This is a genomic window from Rhizobium sp. AAP116 (assembly GCF_001295785.1).
Lineage (GTDB): Bacteria > Pseudomonadota > Alphaproteobacteria > Rhizobiales > Rhizobiaceae > Allorhizobium.
Genome location: NZ_LJIB01000005.1, coordinates 56,958 through 74,654, shown reverse-complemented (window position 1 = coordinate 74,654; position 17,697 = coordinate 56,958). Strand labels below are relative to the sequence as shown.

Here is a 17,697-nt window from a genome sequence, read left to right as displayed (position 1 = left end):
TTTTCCCGCGGACGCAATCGCTCGGATAACGATCAACTGGCTCTTTGCCGCTCGCGCTCGTAGAGATCGATGACGTCCTTCTGGCGGCAGAGTTCCGTGCCCGATGTCATGACCGTCGCAGCACCAGCCGCCTGACCGAAACGAAAGGCGTCGCCGACTGTGTAGCCTTGGGCAAGTGACCAAACCATGCCTGCGACAAAGCTGTCGCCGGCCCCGGTCGCAGAATTGACCGGCACATCGATTGCCGGCAGTCGAATGATCTCATCGGCAGAGGCGAGGATCGCACCGTCGCCCCCCAGGGTGACGGCAATATGTTCGGCAGCGCCCGTTCGAACATGCGCTTGTGCTGCAGGTCCCACCTCGTCATGCGCCAGCTTGCGCCCCAGGAAGGCTTCGAACTCACCGTGGCTCGGCTTCACGAGGAACATGCGCGATCGCGACAACGCCTGCGCAAGCGGATTTCCCGATGTATCGAGGACAAACTTGCCGCCCCGCGCCGCGACGAGATCCGCGAGACGGACATAGGTGTCATCCGGTAGGCCCCTTGGCAGGCTGCCACTTGCAACGACATATTCGGCATCACTGGCTTCGACGGCATCGAATACGGGCTTAAGCTCCTCCTCCGTCACCAGCGGCCCTTCCGGCACGAAACGATATTCGAGATTGGTCGAGGTCTCGTGCACCGCAAAAGCCACACGGACGGGATCGTGAATCCGGAATGTTCGCTCCATGATCGGCAGGGGTTTCAACATGGCCTCGAGCAATTCGCCCGTGGCCCCACCCGACAGGAACATCAACTCGCATGTCCCGCCGAGGGTGACGATGACGCGGGCGACATTGATCCCGCCACCACCTGGAAATTGCTGCTGATTATAGGTCCGGGTCTTGTGGGTGTGACGCACCACCTCCGCATCGCTGGAGATGTCGATCGCCGGATTGAGTGCGAGGCAAAGGATTTTGGTCATAGAAGGGGCCACCATGGAAAAGTCGGAATGCCAGACTGCAACAAAGATACGACAGATCTAGGACGGCCAAGGTCCCGTCCGCAACCCGGTCGAAAGCCGCACTTGCTCAACCGAGTTTGGACCGCCTCGTTCCCGTTTGCATGGATGGTGAACACTGCGGTATCGCCGCAGGGCATTGTCTTTGGCGCCTGAGACATTACCTTCCCAACGCATTTACCGAGGAAAGCACCATGTATACCGGCATCGTCCAGACAGTCGCCCCGATCAAGTCCGTCATCCGCCATGACGGCTACACGACGTTCTACGTCGAACTCCCCGAGCGGCTGATGGTGGATCTGCAACTGGGTGCAAGTGTTTCGGTCGAAGGCGTATGCCTTTCCGTGACCTCGATGGACGGCACTGTCGTCACCTTCGACGCCATGGATGCAACGCTGGAGCGCACCAATCTGGGCATGCTGCAAGCCGGAGACCGGGTAAATATCGAGCGCTCGGCAAAGCCGACCGACGAAAATGGTGGCCACAACATTGCCGGGCACATCGCGACGACGGCAGAACTGGTCGCTGCAAAGATGGAAATGCCGGGCGCGTTCATCCGCTTCCGCGTGCCCGAGGAGTGGGCGAAGTACGTCTTCAAGCGGGGCTATCTTGCCGTTAACGGCGCAAGCCTTACGGTGGCGGAGGCCAAAGACGACACGTTTACGATCAACCTCATCCCGGAGACGCTGCGCCAAACCACGTTTCCACGTTACAAAGCTGGTGATGCGTTGAACATTGAGGTCGATCATCAGACCATGGTGATGGTTGACGTGGTTGAGCGCACACTTGAACGTCTGATGTCCAAGCGCGCCTGACGCGATATTAGTGCTGACCACCCGGTCGCTGCGGCAGCACGTCGTTCAGAATGGAAACCAGGACCTTCCCGTAGTCTGCAGGCTTCGGTGCGCAAAGCTCCGGCGGTATGCCGTTCTCCTCGATCTCCCGGATGGCAGATCCCGAAACGATGCGAAACGGTATCCCGCTGCGGCGCAACCGCTGAACGATCGGCGTCACGGCCCCGTCGCGAACCTTGAAGTCAAGGATCGCCCCTGAGATATGTTCGTTTTCGAGAATTTCGAGCGCGTCTCGGACTGTTTCGGTCGTGATGACATTGACCCCAGCGCGGGCGACCGCGTCGGCGGCATCCATGGAAATGAAGACATCGTCTTCGACAATGAGGATCGTATCGATGGCAAGGGGCTGTCCTGGTCTCATCTTCGTTCTCCTTTTGCCACCACAACGCCCACAACCCCTGTTTGTTCAGATTTTCATAAATTGCTAAATAATATGGTAAACATAGACTTAACAGCTCAAGCAGGAGACATGTTGCTCGCATAAATGGAACATGCCGTCCGATGGAACATCCCTGCGAAGCCACGCGTTTCCCATGCCGGAAACCACGGGAGTTCATCCATGCAGATCATCGAAACAGAAGTCATTGAAGGCCACGACACAAAAGGTGGCTTCGTCGTCGAATTCCTCGGAGACGGCGGCGAGAAGGTATCGGTTCACATGGCACAGTCTGAAAACGGCAGCCTGAACCGGGACAACGCCCTGCAAAAGGCGCAGGTCCTGCTCGTGCAGGCGAGCCGCTTCGGTGCAACCGCCGAAAGCGGAAACGATGAACAGAGTGAAGCTGTCGAGAGCCTGCGTCAGGAGCAGCAGGAGACAGCCGACAATCCGAACAGCAACTCCGCCCTGCAGGAAGGACTGGAAGACACCTTCCCCGCCAGTGACCCGGTCTCGGCGTCCTACACCTCCACCGTCGCCAGCGACCGGAAGCATTAATCGCGGAAGGGAACGGTACCGTCAGGGATTCGGGACATGCCCTCTGAACTGAACAGTTTCGGCACCGCGACCACTCTGGAACTGTCGGCCATCGTCATCAGGCTACTGATCGCGATGGTCTGCGGTGCCTGTATCGGCGTGGAGCGCGAATGGCGCAGCCACGCTGCCGGCTTGCGCACCCACATCCTCGTCTGCCTGTCGGCGGCGATCGTGGCAATTCTGACCATCGAAATCGCCCATCACGGCGCCTTCGACCGAGACGAGATCCGTCTGGACCCCATCCGCTTGATTGAAGCCGTGACGGCAGGTGTTGCATTCCTCGCGGCAGGAATGATCGTCTTCAACAAGGGTGAGGTGAAAGGCCTGACGACAGGTGCTGGCCTCTGGTTCGCCGGTTCCATCGGCCTTGCCTGCGGGCTCGGCTTTTGGCAGATCGGCCTCATTGCAAGCGGCTTTGCGCTGAGCGTGCTGTGGCTGTTGCGGCTGCTTGAACACCGGCTACCCCTTCCTCCCGAGCGCGACTGAAGCCTCGCTCGGCAAGGCGATCCTACCTCAGCAGGCTCTGGCCACCGTCGACCCAGATCGGCGTTCCGGTCACATGGCGCGATGCATCAGACGCGAGAAAGCCGATCACATCGGCCACTTCCTCTATCGTGCCGGGTTCCCCGCCCGTCAAAGGAATGTCGCCGTCATGGAAGGTCACCGGCACCTCGGTCTGATCCTTCTTGCGAATATGCGTGTTGTCGTCGATTTCGGTCTCGATCGCGCCCGGGCAAACTGCATTGATCCGGATGCCATGGCGGCCGAGCTCGAGCGCCAATTGCTGCACCATGGCAAGTTGGGCGGCCTTGGTCGCTGAATAGGCTGTTGCACCCGGTGAGGTGAACGTCCGGGTTCCGTTGATCGAGGAGATCACCACGATCGAGCCGCCATTTTTCTTCATATGCGGCACAGCATGATGCAGCGTGAGATAGGTGCCGCGCAGGTTGATCGCGATCGTCTTGTCGAATTCCTCGGGCTTGAGGTCATCGATCGGCGCCCAGGTGCCGTTGATCCCGGCGTTCGCAACAACCATGTCCAGCCGCTTTCGCTCGTCGGTCAGTCGCGTCAGCGCCTGCTCCATCTCCTGATGATTACTCACATCGGCGACCAGGACCATCCCGTCGCCGCCGGCTGCGCGGATCTCCGCGAGCGTCTCGTCCAACTCCTCTCGTGTCCGCCCCAGCAGACCGACAAAGGCACCACCCTTTGCCAGATTGAGAGAAGCCCCCTTGCCGATCCCGGAACCCGCTCCGGTTACCAGGGCGGTTTTCCCGTCGAGTTCGCCGCGCCTCATGACTTGCCCTCGACATGTTCGGGCTTGCCCTGACGCTTCGTTGAGGCGAGCTCTTCGAGCTCTTTCTTGCTCATGCTATGTTCCATGCTGCGCGACGCGCCCTTGAGATCGGACACCTTAGCCTCACCCCGCTTGGCGGCCAGTGCAGCACCAGCCGCCTTCTGCTGCGCCTTCGATTTCGCCGGCATCTGCACACCTCCTGTTTCATCCGATTTCGATGCGAGGCAAACCGGCAAAGGGGCCGAAAGTTCCAGCCGGAGAGGGGCTTGGAACAAAGCATCGCGCTCGGGAATTAAGCTGCGCAACTCCAGACATCAGAGGATCAGATGGACGCCAAGAGCACGCATTTTCATGTCACGCCGGGCGAATGGCACAGTCTCGGCGCGTGCTTCGATGGAGAGGGCACGAACTTCGCTCTCTTTTCAGCCCATGCGGAACGTGTCGAGCTCTGCCTCTTTGACGAGAGCGGCAGCGTCGAAATCGCCCGGCTTGAGCTTCCAGAATACACAAACGAAGTCTGGCATGGCTATGTCCCGGGCGTGCACCCCGGACAGCTTTACGGCTACCGTGTCCACGGGCCCTATGAGCCGGAGAACGGTCATCGCTTCAATCCGAACAAACTACTCCTTGACCCCTATGCGCGCGAAATCGTCGGCGATTTCGCCTGGTCGAAGGCTCATTTCGGCTACGACCTGGATGCGGAAGAGAAGGACCTCACCTTCAACACGCTCGACAGCGCGTCATGCTCGCCGAAATGCCGGGTGATCGATCCGAATGAGAACCGCATTTCAAACGGCTTCGCCCGCATCCCCTGGTCCGACACGATCGTCTACGAGACCCATGTCAAAGGCTTCACCAAGCTGCATCCCGCGATCCCTGACAATCTCAGGGGCACATTCGACGGCCTCGGCCACAAGGCGGCCGTCGACTATGTAAAGAGCCTCGGCATCACCTCGATCGAACTCCTGCCCGTGCATGCCTTCCCGGACGATAGCCACCTGATGGACAAGGGGCTTCATAACTTCTGGGGTTACAACACGATCGGCTTCTTCTCGCCCGCGAGCCGCTACTACGGTCCCAAAGGTCTGGTGGGCTTTCGCGACATGGTCCGCGCGTTCCACGATGCCGGCATCGAGGTTATCCTTGACGTCGTCTACAACCATACGGCCGAAGGCAACGAACTCGGCCCGACGCTCTCCTTCAAGGGCATCGACAATTTCTCCTACTACCGAACGATGCCGGACAATCACCGCTACTACATCAACGACACGGGCACGGGAAATACGGTGAATACGTCCCACCCGCGCGTCCTGCAGATGGTGATGGACAGCCTGCGCTACTGGGCTGAGGAGATGCATGTCGACGGTTTCCGCTTCGATCTAGGTACGATCCTCGGCCGGGAACCGGAAGGCTTCGATCAGCGCGGCGGCTTCTTCGACGCCGTCAGCCAGGATCCCGTTCTCTCCAAGGTCAAGCTGATCGGCGAGCCCTGGGACATCGGCCCCGGCGGTTACCACGTCGGCGGCTTCCCGCCGGGCTGGGCCGAATGGAACGACAAGTATCGCGACTCGACCCGTGAATACTGGTTGAACGCCGACAACACCTCTCAGGACTTTGCCGCCCGCCTGCTAGGCTCAGGCGACATCTACGACCTGCGCGGCCGTCGCCCCTGGGCGAGCGTGAACTTCATCACCGCCCATGACGGCTTCACCCTGAACGACCTCGTGTCCTACGACCAGAAGCACAACGAAGCCAATGGCGAGGACAACAACGACGGCCACGACCATAATCGCAGCCACAACTACGGTCACGAAGGTCCGACGGACGATGCCGAGATCAATGCGATCCGCGACCGTCAGAAGCGCAATCTCCTGTCAACACTGTTTTTCTCGCACGGCACACCCATGCTGCTCGCGGGCGACGAATTTGGCCGCTCGCAGATGGGCAACAACAACGGCTATTGCCAGGACAGCGAGATCAGCTGGCTGCACTGGGAAGACCTACCGCAGTCCTGCGAGAATCTGCGGGAATTCACCCGCCGGCTGATAGATCTTCGCAAGGCGCAACCTCTTCTGCGTCGCTCGAACTGGCGCGATGGGATGCTTATCGACTGGTACCATGTCGAAGGCGGCCATCAGGAGCCCGAACACTGGTTCGATGGAAACCCGCTGGCGCTGAGGCTCCGGCGACCTGATCTGGAGGCGGAAGAGGGTGTTTGGCCGGAGGCGCTCCTGCTCTTCAATCCGGTCGCCGAGGACATTGATTTCGTCCTACCTGAAACCGGCGGCGGGAACTGGCAACTCGAGCTGACGACCTTCGATGTGGAGCGGCACGGCGATATCGCGGAAGAAGGCAAGGCGTTCAGGCTGCAGGCACGATCGCTTGCGCTGCTCAGACGCGCCTGATCCTTGCCGTCAATCCCGCGAGGCGCGCTGCAGCACCTCGAAATCGTAAAGCTGTCCGGCGACCGAAATGCGCCGGGCAGAAATCATGACGGGGACCATATTGCCGGCTGCGTCATGGATTTCACCTCGCATGCCTGCATAGCCACCGTCACGGTCCAGCAGCATCAGACGCTCGGCACGCGCTTCACTCCCCGACACGATGCCAGAAGCCATCATTTCGTTTCCACCGATCTCATCCCAGCTTTTGCCGACGAGATCGAGATAGGCCTGATTGACCCGGATATAGCGCGAGCTCTTCTGGCCGATGCTCGAAATGGAGAAGGCCACCGGCGACAATTCGAAAAGCGCCTGAATGACCGGCCCGGATAGCGCCGTTGACTCGGCCTGCTCGATGACGTCCCTCAACATCAGCTCATCGTCTCGGCCGGCTGTGATTTCATAGTCGGCAGGCATTGCAAGCTCGTCCCGGAGAACGGCAACGAAACGCCAGAGGTCGATCTCCAGAAACTGCGGTTTGTGGCTGTCGTCTACCTTTTCGAGACGCTCCGGAAGCGCGTTGATCGCATCGGTGAGACGCTGTGTCTCACGCGGGCTTCGAGCGGAGGCCAACAGGCTGCGGAGCTTGTCCTGGGCGATATCCTGCAGGATGGCATAGGCGTTTTGCAGCTTGGCTGCCCGCTCCGCCTCCACCACTTCGACGGGACGAGAGCCGTCGGCAACGGGCAGCTCTTCGAGGAGTGCCCAGATATGACGCTCTTCTGGAGATTCCTCGTGCTTCGCGGCCCCTTGCGGCGCATAGCGGATCAGACTGAGTACGGTATCGACACCAAACGTGTCGACATCGGCTTCCGCGGTCTGGCCATTGGGCCCTACCTTGAGAGCCGTCAGCCGGGTCGGTCCGCCATTGTCGTCGAAGTATATGCAGACCTCTAAGATCGCATCAGGGAATTCCAGCCAGGGGTGTTCACTCCGGAACACTGCAAGCGCAGAGTGGTCGAGCACTGTTAGAGCATACATGACGCGTCCTCCACAACCGGCCGTAGCATACAGCAAAGGCCATCCTGCCTGATAGATCAGGAATCGCCAAATATCAGCATAAAGCAAACATCGCGGCTTCTGAATGTGTTTCTAGCCGCCGACAAGTATATGAATGTTTAAGCTGAAATCTTTGAGTTCTGGGAGCGACGCAAGAATGCGACAGTCCGGCGCCCAAACCCATAAATAGTCAGGGACGCCGGACTGCTTGAGTTCGAAAGAGCGATCAGAAGAAGGCCTGGATGCCGGTCTGGGCGCGGCCAAGGATCAGGGCATGCACGTCATGCGTGCCTTCATAGGTGTTCACGGTTTCCAGGTTCTGCGCATGGCGCATCACATGGTATTCGATCTGGATACCGTTGCCGCCGTGCATGTCGCGAGCCATGCGGGCGATGTCGAGTGCCTTGCCGCAATTGTTGCGCTTGATGATCGAGATCATCTCGGGCGCGAACTGGTGTTCGTCCATGAGGCGGCCAACGCGGAGTGAGGCAAGCAGACCAAGCGAGATTTCGGTCTGCATGTCGGCAAGCTTCTTCTGGAAGAGCTGCGTGCCGGCAAGCGGCTTGCCGAACTGCTTGCGGTCGAGGCCATACTGGCGGGCCCGGTGCCAGCAATCCTCCGCAGAGCCGAGAACGCCCCAGGAAATGCCGTAACGAGCACGGTTGAGGCAGCCGAATGGACCCTTGAGACCCGACACGTTGGGCATCAGCGCATCTTCGCCGACTTCGACGCCATCCATGACGATCTCGCCGGTGACCGAAGCACGCAGCGAGAGCTTGCCGCCGATCTTTGGCGCCGACAGGCCCTTCATGCCCTTTTCGAGAATGAAGCCGCGGATTTCGCCGCCATGCGCTTCCGACTTCGCCCAGACGACGAAAACGTCGGCGATCGGCGCATTGGAGATCCACATCTTGGAGCCACGCAGACGATAACCGCCCTCGATCTTTTCGGCGCGCGTCTTCATGCCACCCGGATCGGAGCCGGCATCCGGCTCGGTCAGGCCGAAGCAGCCAATCAGTTCGCCGGAGACGAGACCCGGCAGATACTTGTCCTTCTGCTCCTCCGAGCCATAGGCATAGATCGGATAGATGACGAGCGAGGACTGGACGCTCATCATCGAGCGATAGCCCGAGTCGATGCGCTCGATCTCACGTGCGACGAGGCCATAGGAAACATAGTTCGCGTCAGCAGCGCCGTATTTTTCAGGCAGGGTGACACCAAGCAGGCCAGCCTTGCCCATCAGCCGGAAGAGTTCCGGCTCGACCGTTTCGCCGAGATAGGCGTCGGCGACGCGCGGCGCGAGTTCGGCTTCTGCAAAGGCCGCTGCCGCATCCTGGATCATCCGCTCATCCTCGCTCAGGATCTCGGACATCAGGAAGGGGTCACTCCAGGAAAAGGGTCGCATCTCGCTCATCGGTCTCATCCATTTGTTTCGTTATCCCAGATTGCTCATGTCGGAGTGCAATTCAACCCATGTTTACTCATGTTGCTATTAGGTCTATTCATATCGCATGCTCACACATCAACGCCGCTTCCTGCCATCGACGAGTGCTCTCGCCGCCTTCGATTCCGTCGCCAAGCTTGGTAGCTTCTCGGCCGCCGCCAACGAGCTGGCGCTGACACAAGGCGCGATCAGCCGCCAGATCGGCCTTCTCGAAGACCAGCTCGGCGTCAAGCTTTTCGAGCGAACCAATCGCGGTGTCGAATTGACCACCATCGGCCGCACCTATGCCAAGGGTATCGGCGATGCGCTGGCCACGATCCGCACGCTGTCGCTGGAGGCCATGGCAACCCGCGATGACACCCATCTGCGTCTCGCCATCCTGCCGACCTTCGGCACCCGTTGGCTGATGCCGCGCATGCCGGACTTCCTCGCGAAGAATCCGGCCATCATCATGGACTTCGCCACCCGCATCGGCCAGTTCGATTTCGAGGGCTCCGGTCTCGATGCCGCGATCCATATCGGTGAACCGAACTGGCCAGGCACCGATTGCCAGTTTCTGATGCATGAATTGGTGGTGCCGGTCTGCAGTCCGGCCTTTCTCGATGCCAACCCGGTGAACCGGCCGGAAGACCTTCTGTCCAAGCCGCTGTTCGACATGGCGTCCCGTCCACGGGCCTGGGAACAATGGTTTTCCAGCCTCGGCATCAGCGAGGGCCGCGGAGGCGGCATGCGCTTCGAGCAATTCTCCAACGTCGTCCAGGCCTGTCACGCGGGCCTGGGGATCGCGCTCGTCCCGACATTCCTGATCGAGCCGGAGCTGGCGAGTGGCCAGCTGGTCCGCGCCTGGGATCATAAGGTGAAAAGCGCAAGCGCCTACTACCTCGTCCGCCCGCTTTCGAAGATGGCCTATGGGCCGGCCAGCACCTTTGCCACCTGGATCATCGAACAGGCAAGAAGCTTCAGCGAGCGACGCCCCGCGAGTGCTTGAAGACCACCAAGAAATGACTCGTAGGGTGTGTCCTGTGCCGATTGACAAGCCTCCGTCATGAGCAAAGACTAACCTCCGAAGCCATGATCAGGCTTGGAGGGGACCATGTTTACGAACCGTTTTTCGGCGTTGCTCACAGTCGCGCTGGCTCTATTGCCATTATCCCCTTCAGCTTACGCGCAGGATATCAGGACAATCGAACGCATTGACGATGCGGACTATTTCGGATTCGACCTGCGAACCGAAAAGAACGTCTCCATCGATGAATGCGAGGCGAGCTGCATCGGAGACGCCTCCTGCCGCGCCTTCACTTTTAATCCGAAGGTCAACTGGTGCTTCCTGAAGTCCGATTATGACCAGCTGAACAGCTTCCCGGGCGCGATCGCGGGCCGCATCGTCGTTCAGACGGCGGAAGAGGACATCGGCGCTCCGCCGGCGCTGACCTTCGTCTCCGACTACCTGAAATCGGAAGCCCGCAATCAGCGCAGCAATCTTGTCATTGCAGCCGAACAGCAGGGCCTGGGACGGGACTCGCTGATTGAAATAGGGCGCGCCTCCTTTGCAAGTGGCAACATCGACTACGCCATTCTGTCCCTGAAGGGTGCGCTGGCGATCGATGCAGACGACGAAGCACTCTGGCTCGAAATGGCCCGGATGGCCAATACCGTCATCAACAATTACGGCATGGCCAACGAAGGCGCGATGGCGTCGATCAACGGCTATCTCTTGACCCGCGGCGCCTCCACCCGCGCCGAGGCGCTCGCCACGCTGGCGAAGTCCCTTGAGAACAGCGAGAACTGGCGTCCGGCCCTCAGCGCCTACAAGGCAAGCCTCGAACTCGCGTCGAATGCGCAAGTACGCGCCGCCTTCGAAGACCTGCGCTCCCGCCAGGGTTTCCGCGTCGTCAACAACACTGTTGATTCCGACAGCGCTTCGCCGCGCGCCTGCGTCGAGTTCTCCGAACCTCTGGTCAAGCGCGGCGTCGACTACTCGTCCTTCGTCACGCTTGACGGCAAGACGCCGAAGGCGCTGGAAGCAAAAAACAACCAGATCTGCGTCGAGGGCCTGGAGCATGGCGGGCGCTATCGCCTCGCAATCCGCGCCGGCCTCCCCTCCTCGGTCGACGAAAACCTGGAAGCCCCGGTCGAACTCGAGCTCTATGTCCGTGACCGCGCATCGACCGTACGCTTTACCGGCGACAGTTTCGTTCTCCCATCATCCGCGCGCCAGGGCATTCCGCTCGTCTCGATCAACAGCGAAAGCGCCAATCTCGAACTCTACCGGATCGGCGACCGCAACATCGCCCCGCTTCTCGCCGCCTCGCAGTTTCTCACCCAGATGGACGGCTACACCGCCGGCCGCGTGAAGGACGAGATCGGCGAACTTGTCTGGCAGGGTTCAGTCGAGATTGCCAACGAGCAGAACAGGGAGGTCGTTACCAGCATTCCGCTGCAGGAGGCCCTGCCGACCCGCAAGCCCGGCATCTATGTGATGACTGCGGTCTCCCCGACTGGTGTGAACGAGAACTGGGACAGCCGCGCGACGCAGTGGTTCGTCGTCTCCGATATCGGCCTTTCGACCTTTGCCGGCACCGATGGGCTGCATGTCTTTGCACGCTCGCTGGCATCGGCCAGCCCACTTGCCAATATCGAGCTGCAGCTGATCGCAAAGAACAACGAGATCCTGGCGACCGCCACAACTGACGCCGAAGGCCGGGCCCGTTTCGACGCCGGCCTCGTGCGCGGTGGCGCAGCGCTCGCTCCGGCCGTGATTGCGGCCCGCAGCGATGCTGACGACAACGTCTTCCTCGACATGACCCGTGCCGGCTTCGACCTCTCCGACCGCGGCGTCACCGGTCGCTCGGCACCGGGCCCGGTCGATATCCTCGCCTGGACCGAGCGCGGTATCTACCGCCCGGGCGAAACCGTGCACGCGGCGGCGCTGGCCCGCGACACCAATGCCGACGCCATTTCCGGCCTGCCGCTGACCTTCCTCTTTTCGCGACCCGACGGGGTCGAGTTCCGCCGTTTCGCGGTGTCAAGCGAAACGCTGGGTGGTTATGCCGTCGACCTGCCGATCCTTGCCAATGCGATGCGTGGCACCTGGACAGTCGCCATCCACACCGACCCGAAAAAGCCGGCCATCGCTCGGTCGACATTCCTGGTCGACGATTTCGTGCCGGACCGGCTCGACCTGAAACTTTCGAGCGAAGCCGGGGCAATCTCTATAGACGAAGCCGTTACCGTGTCGGCCGATGGCCGTTATCTCTATGGCGCGCCGGCAGCCGGCCTGACGCTCGAAGGCGAGGTGGTGATCCGCCCGACGACCAGCCATCCCGATTTTCCCCGTTACAGCTTCGGCCTTTCGGACGAGGAGGGCATCGAAGACATGCGTCTGCCGCTCGAAGGGCTGGACGCGCTGGATGACGATGGCCTCGCCGAAATCGAGGTTGCCCTGACCGATCTGCCCTCGACGACACGCCTCCTGAACGCGGATATTGTCCTGCGTCTGCGCGAAAGTGGAGGCCGCGCGGTCGAGCGCAAGCTAACCCTTCCCGTCACGCCGGAAGGACCCGTCATCGGCATCAAGCCGGAATTCGAAGGCGAGGTCTCCGAGAACTCGAATGCCGCCTTCAACCTGATCGCGCTCGGCTCTGATGGCGAGCGCCAGGCCCTAGCCGGCGCGAGCTGGAAGCTGATCAAGCTGGAGCGGAACTACCAGTGGTATCGCGATGGTTCCTCCTGGCGCTATGAGCCGATCACCACGACCAAGCTCGTGGCCGACGGCACCGTCGATATCGCAGCGGAAGGCACACCACTTTCAACACCGGTGACCTGGGGCGCCCATCGTCTGGAAGTCGAGCAGGGCGGCGCCGTCACCAGCGTCGACTTCGATGCCGGCTGGTTTGTCACAGCAAGCTCTACCGAAACGCCAGACGCACTCGAGATTGGCCTCGACAAGCCGGCTTACAAGGTCGGCGATACCGCAAAGCTGAAGATCTCGCCGCGTTTCGCAGGCCAGGTTATCGTTACCTCGGGCACCGATGCCCTGATTTCGACGCAGGTTGCCGAAGTCCCGGCGACCGGCACGGAAATCGAAATTCCAGTTACTGCGGATTTCGGCGCCGGGGCCTATGTGACCGCGACCCTCTTCCGCCCCGGTGATGCCGAGGAAAGCCGCATGCCGGCGCGTGCAATCGGCATTGCCTGGCTCGCCGTCGATCCGGGCGCCGACAAGCTTGCCATCAAGCTTTCGCCACCGGAAAAGACCTTGCCCCGCCAGCCCCTGGAAATCCCGGTGGAAGTGACCGGCGCTGGCATCGGCGAGGAGGCCTATGTGATGGTCGCCGCCGTCGATGTAGGCATTCTCAACCTCACCCGCTATGAGACACCCGATCCGGAAAGCTACTACTTCGGCCAGCGCCGCCTCGGTCTCGAACTGCGCGACCTCTATGGCCGTCTGATCGATGGCTCGCTGGGCGCAACCGGACGCCTGCGCACCGGTGGTGACGGCGGCCAGGTTGCCCTGCAGGGCAATCCACCGCGCGAAAAGCTTGTGGCGTTCTTCTCAGGTCCGGTGAAGCTCGATGCCGAAGGCAAGGCGATGATCTCCTTCGACATCCCGCAGTTCAATGGCACGGCGCGTATCATGGCCTGGGCCTGGTCGAAGACCGGCGTCGGTCACAGCGAGGCGGACGTGATCATACGAGATCCGATCGTCGTGACGTCGAGTTTGCCCAAATTCCTCGCCCCTGAGGACGAAAGCAGTCTTCGTCTGGACATCGCCGCGACGGACGCTCCATCCGGCACCTACACGCTGGCCGTCAACGGCAACGGTCCCGTCAGTATCGGAGGATCGGAAAGCCAGGAGGTCACGCTGACGGCGGGTGAAACCACCACCGTAACCCTGCCGCTCACTGCCAACACACCCGGCGACGGCGCGATTGACATCGCGCTCACAGGTACAGACGGCATAGCCATTTCCCAGTCTCTCGATCTTCCCGTACGCCCAGCAACGCTGCCGATCACCGAGCGTCAGGTCATTGCGCTCGCACCCGGCAAGAGCCTGACCGTCGACGGCGACCTGCTCGCAGACAGCCTCTTGCAGGGAGCCTCCGTCAGCCTCAATGTCGCTCGCGCCGATGGCTTGGACATTCCGGGCCTGTTGATGGCCCTTGACCGCTATCCCTATGGCTGCGCCGAACAGACGACCAGCCGCGCGCTGCCGCTTCTATACTTTGATGAACTGGCCAAGCTTTCCGGCCTGCCGGAGGACGAGTCAATCAACAAGCGCATCCAGGACGGCATCCTGCGCGTGCTGGCCTATCAATCGTCGAGTGGCTCCTTTGGCCTCTGGGCACCGGGTTCCGAAAGCCTCTGGCTCGACGCCTATGTCACCGACTTCCTGACCCGCGCCCGCGAACAGACCTTCGACGTGCCGGAGGAAGCTCTCGTCCAGGCCTTGCAGAACCTGCAGAACCGCATCGCCTATGACAACGACATCCGCACGCGCGGCAACGAGATCGCCTATGCTCTCTACGTGCTGTCACGCAGCCGCAAGGCCTCGCTGAGTGACCTTCGCTACTACGCGGACACGATGCTAGGCGACTTCCCGACACCCCTGTCGAAAGCGCATCTGGCAGCGGCATTGTCTCTCTACGGTGATAGCGAACGAGCCAACGCCGTCTTCCTCGATGCGGCCGGCATGAGCGAACAGGCCCGCCTCACACCGGTCAGCTTCTCCCGCTCCGACTATGGCTCGGCGCTTCGCGATGCCGCTGGTGTTCTGGCCCTTGCCGCCGAAAGCCGTCCGGTTCCGCCTGTCGTCCCGATCCTGGCAAAGGTCGTGGCCGACGAGTGGAAGGCCAAGCAGACGCTCAGCACCCAGGAACAGACCTGGATGCTGCTAGCCGCCCGCGCACTCCAGCAGGATGACGAGGGGCTGAAGCTTGAGGTCAATGGTACCGAAAAGACTGGCGCCTATGCGGCCACGATCCCGGGCGACGCACTCCTAGAGGCGCCGCTGACGCTGACCAACACCGGCCTTGATCCCGTTAGCGCTGCGGTCACCACGGTCGCAGCCCCGGCCCTGCCACCGGCAGCCGGCGGGGAAGGCTTCGAGATCAACAAGACCTACTACAGCCTGACCGGCGAAGAGGCCAACATCACAGAGGTCATCCAGAACGAACGCTATGTTGTGGTGCTGGAAGTGACGGAAGCGGATGACTGGCCGGCCCAGTTGCTGGTGACCGATCTGCTTCCGGCGGGCTTCGAGATCGACAATCCGAGCCTGGTCGACAGCGCAGCGCTCGCCAACTTCGACTGGATCGGCCAGACGGAGACCGCGCATCTCGAATTCCGCAGCGATCGCTTCGTGGCTGCCGTCAATCGCGGCGAGGGCGAAAACGGTACGATCACGCTGGCTTACGTCGTCCGCGCCGTCACGCCTGGTACCTACGACCTGCCGGCCGCGAACGTCGAAGACATGTATCGTCCGCAGCTGTCGGCGCGCACGGCAGCCGGTGCGATGACGGTCTCGACGGCACCCTGATGGGCCGCCTGAGGCGCATCGGTATAAGCTTGGGGGTGGCTGCCATCACGGCCACTGCCTCGGTCGCTGCGCTGGATTGGGCTGACAGAAACTACCCTCCCCCGCTGGAGGAAGCGCGCGCAGTCTCGACCGAAATTCTCGATCGCGACGGCCAGCTCTTGCGTGCCTTTGCCACGAAAGAAGGCCTCTGGCGCTTGGAAACAACAGTCGATGACGTCGACCCTGCTCTCATCCGCATGCTGATCGCCTATGAGGACAAGCGCTACGCGGACCATCACGGCGTTGACCTCATGGCGCTGGGACGTGCCGCCTGGCAACTGGCCGCCAACGGCCGCATCGTTTCGGGCGCATCCACCCTGTCCATGCAGGTCGCCCGCCTGATCGAGCCTCGTCGCGAGCGATCGCTGACCGCCAAACTCATCCAGATCGCCCGCGCGATCCAGTTGGAGCGGCGTCTGTCGAAGACCGAGATCCTCAATCTCTACCTGACCCATGCCCCCTATGGCGGCAATCTGGAAGGCGTGCGCGCAGCAAGCCTCGCCTGGTTTGGCAAGGAGCCGAAGCGGCTGTCGACTGCCGAGGCCGCTCTGTTGGTCGCCCTGCCGCAACTGCCGGAAAAGCGCCGCCCCGACCGCTACCGCCACAACGCACACGAAGCGCGCAAGCGGGTCCTGGAACGCGCTCGCGAAGCCGAAGTCGTCGACAAGACGGAGGTCGAGCTCGCGCTGAACGCATCCCTCCCGTCTATGCGCAGGCAGTTGCCGGCGCTGGCGCCCCATCTCGCCGAAGCCGCACGGCGCAAGGCACCCGAGATCAGCACCCACCAGACCACCATCCTGCGGCCTGTACAGGAGACCCTGGAAAAAGTGGCGCTCGAAGCGGGCCGCAAGCTCGATCCCAAGGTCTCGCTCGCCTTGCTGATGGCCGATGCCAGCACCGGCGAGATTGTCGCAGAAGTTGGAGCTGCCGACTATTTCGATGCCTCCCGCTCCGGCTGGATCGACATGACACGCGCCGAGCGTTCCCCCGGCTCGGCGCTGAAACCCTTCATTTACGGCCTCGCGTTCGAGCAGGGGCTGGTGGCTCAGGAAACCATTGTCGAGGATCGCCCGGCCGACTTCTTCGGCTACCGCCCGAAGAATTTCGACATGCAGTATCAGGGCGATGTCAGCATCCGACAGGCTCTGCAGCTGTCGCTCAACGTGCCGGCCGTGCGTCTTCTTGACGCCGTCGGTCCGTCTCGCCTGATGGTTCGCCTCCGACGCGGCGGGGTCACCCTGAAACTGCCCCCCAACGAAGCGCCAGGCCTCGCAATCGCGCTTGGCGGCACCGGCATCACGCTGAAGGATCTCGTGCAGCTTTATGCCGGTCTCGCAAATCGCGAACAGCCGGTCCGGCTCGGCGACGGCATCCGCGACAAGGCCGAACTTGTTGACGAAGAGTCGCTTTTCGAACCCGCAGCCGCCTGGACGGTGGCAGACGTCCTCGGCGACGTCCTGCCTCCAACCAGCAGCCCGCCCGCCGGCATCGCCTACAAGACCGGCACCAGCTACGGGTACCGCGACGCATGGTCGGTCGGCTATGACGGTCGTTATGTGCTCGGCGTCTGGATCGGTCGCCCAGACAATGCCGCCGTCCCCGGCATATCCGGCTATCAGACGGCAGCCCCGATCCTCTTCGAAGCCTTTGCCAAATCCGGCCTTGCCGGAACGGCCCTGCCCCGCGCCCCGACAGGTGCGAACCGCATCGCCGCATCGGACCTGCCGCAATCGCTTCGCCGCTTTTCCTTGGAATCCAATGGCCTGATTGCGGTTTCCGCGCGCGAGCGGCCACCACGGATCGTTTATCCCCTGGAAGGTTCGGTTCTCGAACGCGGCAAGGGCGCGGATGGCGAGGCTTTGCCTGTCGTCATGAAGATGCAAGCCGGACGCGCGCCCTTTCGGTGGCTCGTCGATGGCAAACCGATGCGTGAATCCACGCGCCGCAGAACCGGCGAATGGCATCCCGAAGGCATAGGGCAATCGACCCTGACCGTGATCGATGCGGAAGGGCGAGCCGCTTCAGTCAATGTCTTCGTCCGGAATTGACACGCCTGTTGCTGGCAGCCGTGATCCACCGCAGGACGGCTCGCGTAGACGATCCCGTTAACC

General features: G+C 61.6%; 13 protein-coding genes. 7 read left to right on the top strand and 6 right to left on the bottom strand.

The features are described 5' to 3' along the window. Nucleotides 1-32 precede the first annotated feature (32 nt). Complete coding sequence (locus IP85_RS05115) at nt 33-965, bottom strand: 1-phosphofructokinase family hexose kinase (RefSeq protein ID WP_054148603.1); 933 nt, start codon at nt 963-965, stop codon at nt 33-35. A 230-nt stretch (nt 966-1,195) separates the two neighbouring features. Between IP85_RS05115 and IP85_RS05110 the strand changes: the two genes are divergently transcribed. Next, complete coding sequence (locus tag IP85_RS05110; RefSeq protein WP_054148602.1) at nt 1,196-1,816, top strand: riboflavin synthase; 621 nt, start codon at nt 1,196-1,198, stop codon at nt 1,814-1,816. A gap of 7 nt (nt 1,817-1,823) precedes the next feature. Here IP85_RS05110 and IP85_RS05105 read toward each other — a convergent pair whose 3' ends face one another. Then, nucleotides 1,824-2,216 carry a response regulator gene (locus tag IP85_RS05105; RefSeq protein WP_054148601.1) on the bottom strand — a complete coding sequence of 131 codons (393 nt, stop codon included), beginning with the start codon at nt 2,214-2,216 and terminating at the stop codon, nt 1,824-1,826. Between the two features lie 198 nt (nt 2,217-2,414). Between IP85_RS05105 and IP85_RS05100 the strand changes: the two genes are divergently transcribed. Continuing rightward, nucleotides 2,415-2,789 (top strand): hypothetical protein, encoded by a 375-nt coding sequence (locus IP85_RS05100; RefSeq protein WP_054148600.1) that lies wholly within the window; start codon nt 2,415-2,417, stop codon nt 2,787-2,789. Nucleotides 2,790-2,825: 36 nt separating this feature from the next. Then, the gene (locus IP85_RS05095) at nt 2,826-3,314 is read left to right on the top strand and encodes an MgtC/SapB family protein (protein WP_054148599.1); all 489 of its coding nucleotides are present in this window, start codon (nt 2,826-2,828) and stop codon (nt 3,312-3,314) included. Between the two features lie 22 nt (nt 3,315-3,336). On the opposite strand, the gene IP85_RS05090 is transcribed toward IP85_RS05095, so the two are convergent. After that, complete coding sequence (locus IP85_RS05090; protein ID WP_054148598.1) at nt 3,337-4,125, bottom strand: SDR family NAD(P)-dependent oxidoreductase; 789 nt, start codon at nt 4,123-4,125, stop codon at nt 3,337-3,339. Beyond that, nucleotides 4,122-4,313: a DUF3008 family protein gene (locus IP85_RS05085; RefSeq protein ID WP_054148597.1), complete on the bottom strand. Its 192-nt coding sequence runs from the start codon at nt 4,311-4,313 to the stop codon at nt 4,122-4,124. Before IP85_RS05085 ends, IP85_RS05090 begins: the two co-directional genes overlap by 4 nt. A 138-nt stretch (nt 4,314-4,451) precedes the next feature. Between IP85_RS05085 and glgX the strand changes: the two genes are divergently transcribed. Further along, complete coding sequence (gene glgX, locus IP85_RS05080; RefSeq protein WP_054148596.1) at nt 4,452-6,530, top strand: glycogen debranching protein GlgX; 2,079 nt, start codon at nt 4,452-4,454, stop codon at nt 6,528-6,530. A gap of 9 nt (nt 6,531-6,539) precedes the next feature. On the opposite strand, the gene IP85_RS05075 is transcribed toward glgX, so the two are convergent. After that, complete coding sequence (locus tag IP85_RS05075; protein WP_054148595.1) at nt 6,540-7,547, bottom strand: hypothetical protein; 1,008 nt, start codon at nt 7,545-7,547, stop codon at nt 6,540-6,542. Between the two features lie 244 nt (nt 7,548-7,791). Then, a complete protein-coding gene (locus IP85_RS05070; RefSeq protein WP_054148594.1) occupies nt 7,792-8,979 on the bottom strand; it encodes an acyl-CoA dehydrogenase in 1,188 nt (395 codons plus the stop codon). Nucleotides 8,980-9,076: 97 nt separating this feature from the next. On the opposite strand from IP85_RS05070, the gene IP85_RS05065 reads away from it, so the two are divergent. The 3 genes from IP85_RS05065 (at nt 9,077) to pbpC (ending at nt 17,634) form a co-directional block, all read left to right on the top strand. Beyond that, entirely contained in the window at nt 9,077-9,997 is a 921-nt protein-coding gene (locus IP85_RS05065) for a LysR family transcriptional regulator (RefSeq protein ID WP_054148593.1), read from the top strand. Between the two features lie 105 nt (nt 9,998-10,102). Then, nucleotides 10,103-15,547 carry an alpha-2-macroglobulin family protein gene (locus IP85_RS05060; protein WP_054148592.1) on the top strand — a complete coding sequence of 1,815 codons (5,445 nt, stop codon included), beginning with the start codon at nt 10,103-10,105 and terminating at the stop codon, nt 15,545-15,547. Further along, on the top strand, nt 15,547-17,634 hold the full coding sequence (gene pbpC, locus IP85_RS05055; RefSeq protein ID WP_054148591.1) for a penicillin-binding protein 1C: 2,088 nt from the start codon (nt 15,547-15,549) through the stop codon (nt 17,632-17,634). Before IP85_RS05060 ends, pbpC begins: the two co-directional genes overlap by 1 nt. Nucleotides 17,635-17,697 lie beyond the last annotated feature (63 nt).

What these genes read in the sequence shown, in the direction of transcription:
- pbpC (WP_054148591.1), top strand. Translation starts at nt 15,547, where the DNA reads ATGGGCCGCCTGAGGCGCATCGGTATAAGCTTGGGGGTGGCTGCCATC.
- IP85_RS05105 (WP_054148601.1), bottom strand. Translation starts at nt 2,216, where the DNA reads ATGAGACCAGGACAGCCCCTTGCCATCGATACGATCCTCATTGTCGAA.
- IP85_RS05075 (WP_054148595.1), bottom strand. Translation starts at nt 7,547, where the DNA reads ATGTATGCTCTAACAGTGCTCGACCACTCTGCGCTTGCAGTGTTCCGG.
- IP85_RS05095 (WP_054148599.1), top strand. Translation starts at nt 2,826, where the DNA reads ATGCCCTCTGAACTGAACAGTTTCGGCACCGCGACCACTCTGGAACTG.
- IP85_RS05060 (WP_054148592.1), top strand. Translation starts at nt 10,103, where the DNA reads ATGTTTACGAACCGTTTTTCGGCGTTGCTCACAGTCGCGCTGGCTCTA.
- IP85_RS05085 (WP_054148597.1), bottom strand. Translation starts at nt 4,313, where the DNA reads ATGCCGGCGAAATCGAAGGCGCAGCAGAAGGCGGCTGGTGCTGCACTG.
- IP85_RS05090 (WP_054148598.1), bottom strand. Translation starts at nt 4,125, where the DNA reads ATGAGGCGCGGCGAACTCGACGGGAAAACCGCCCTGGTAACCGGAGCG.
- IP85_RS05100 (WP_054148600.1), top strand. Translation starts at nt 2,415, where the DNA reads ATGCAGATCATCGAAACAGAAGTCATTGAAGGCCACGACACAAAAGGT.
- IP85_RS05070 (WP_054148594.1), bottom strand. Translation starts at nt 8,979, where the DNA reads ATGAGCGAGATGCGACCCTTTTCCTGGAGTGACCCCTTCCTGATGTCC.
- IP85_RS05110 (WP_054148602.1), top strand. Translation starts at nt 1,196, where the DNA reads ATGTATACCGGCATCGTCCAGACAGTCGCCCCGATCAAGTCCGTCATC.
- glgX (WP_054148596.1), top strand. Translation starts at nt 4,452, where the DNA reads ATGGACGCCAAGAGCACGCATTTTCATGTCACGCCGGGCGAATGGCAC.
- IP85_RS05065 (WP_054148593.1), top strand. Translation starts at nt 9,077, where the DNA reads ATGCTCACACATCAACGCCGCTTCCTGCCATCGACGAGTGCTCTCGCC.
- IP85_RS05115 (WP_054148603.1), bottom strand. Translation starts at nt 965, where the DNA reads ATGACCAAAATCCTTTGCCTCGCACTCAATCCGGCGATCGACATCTCC.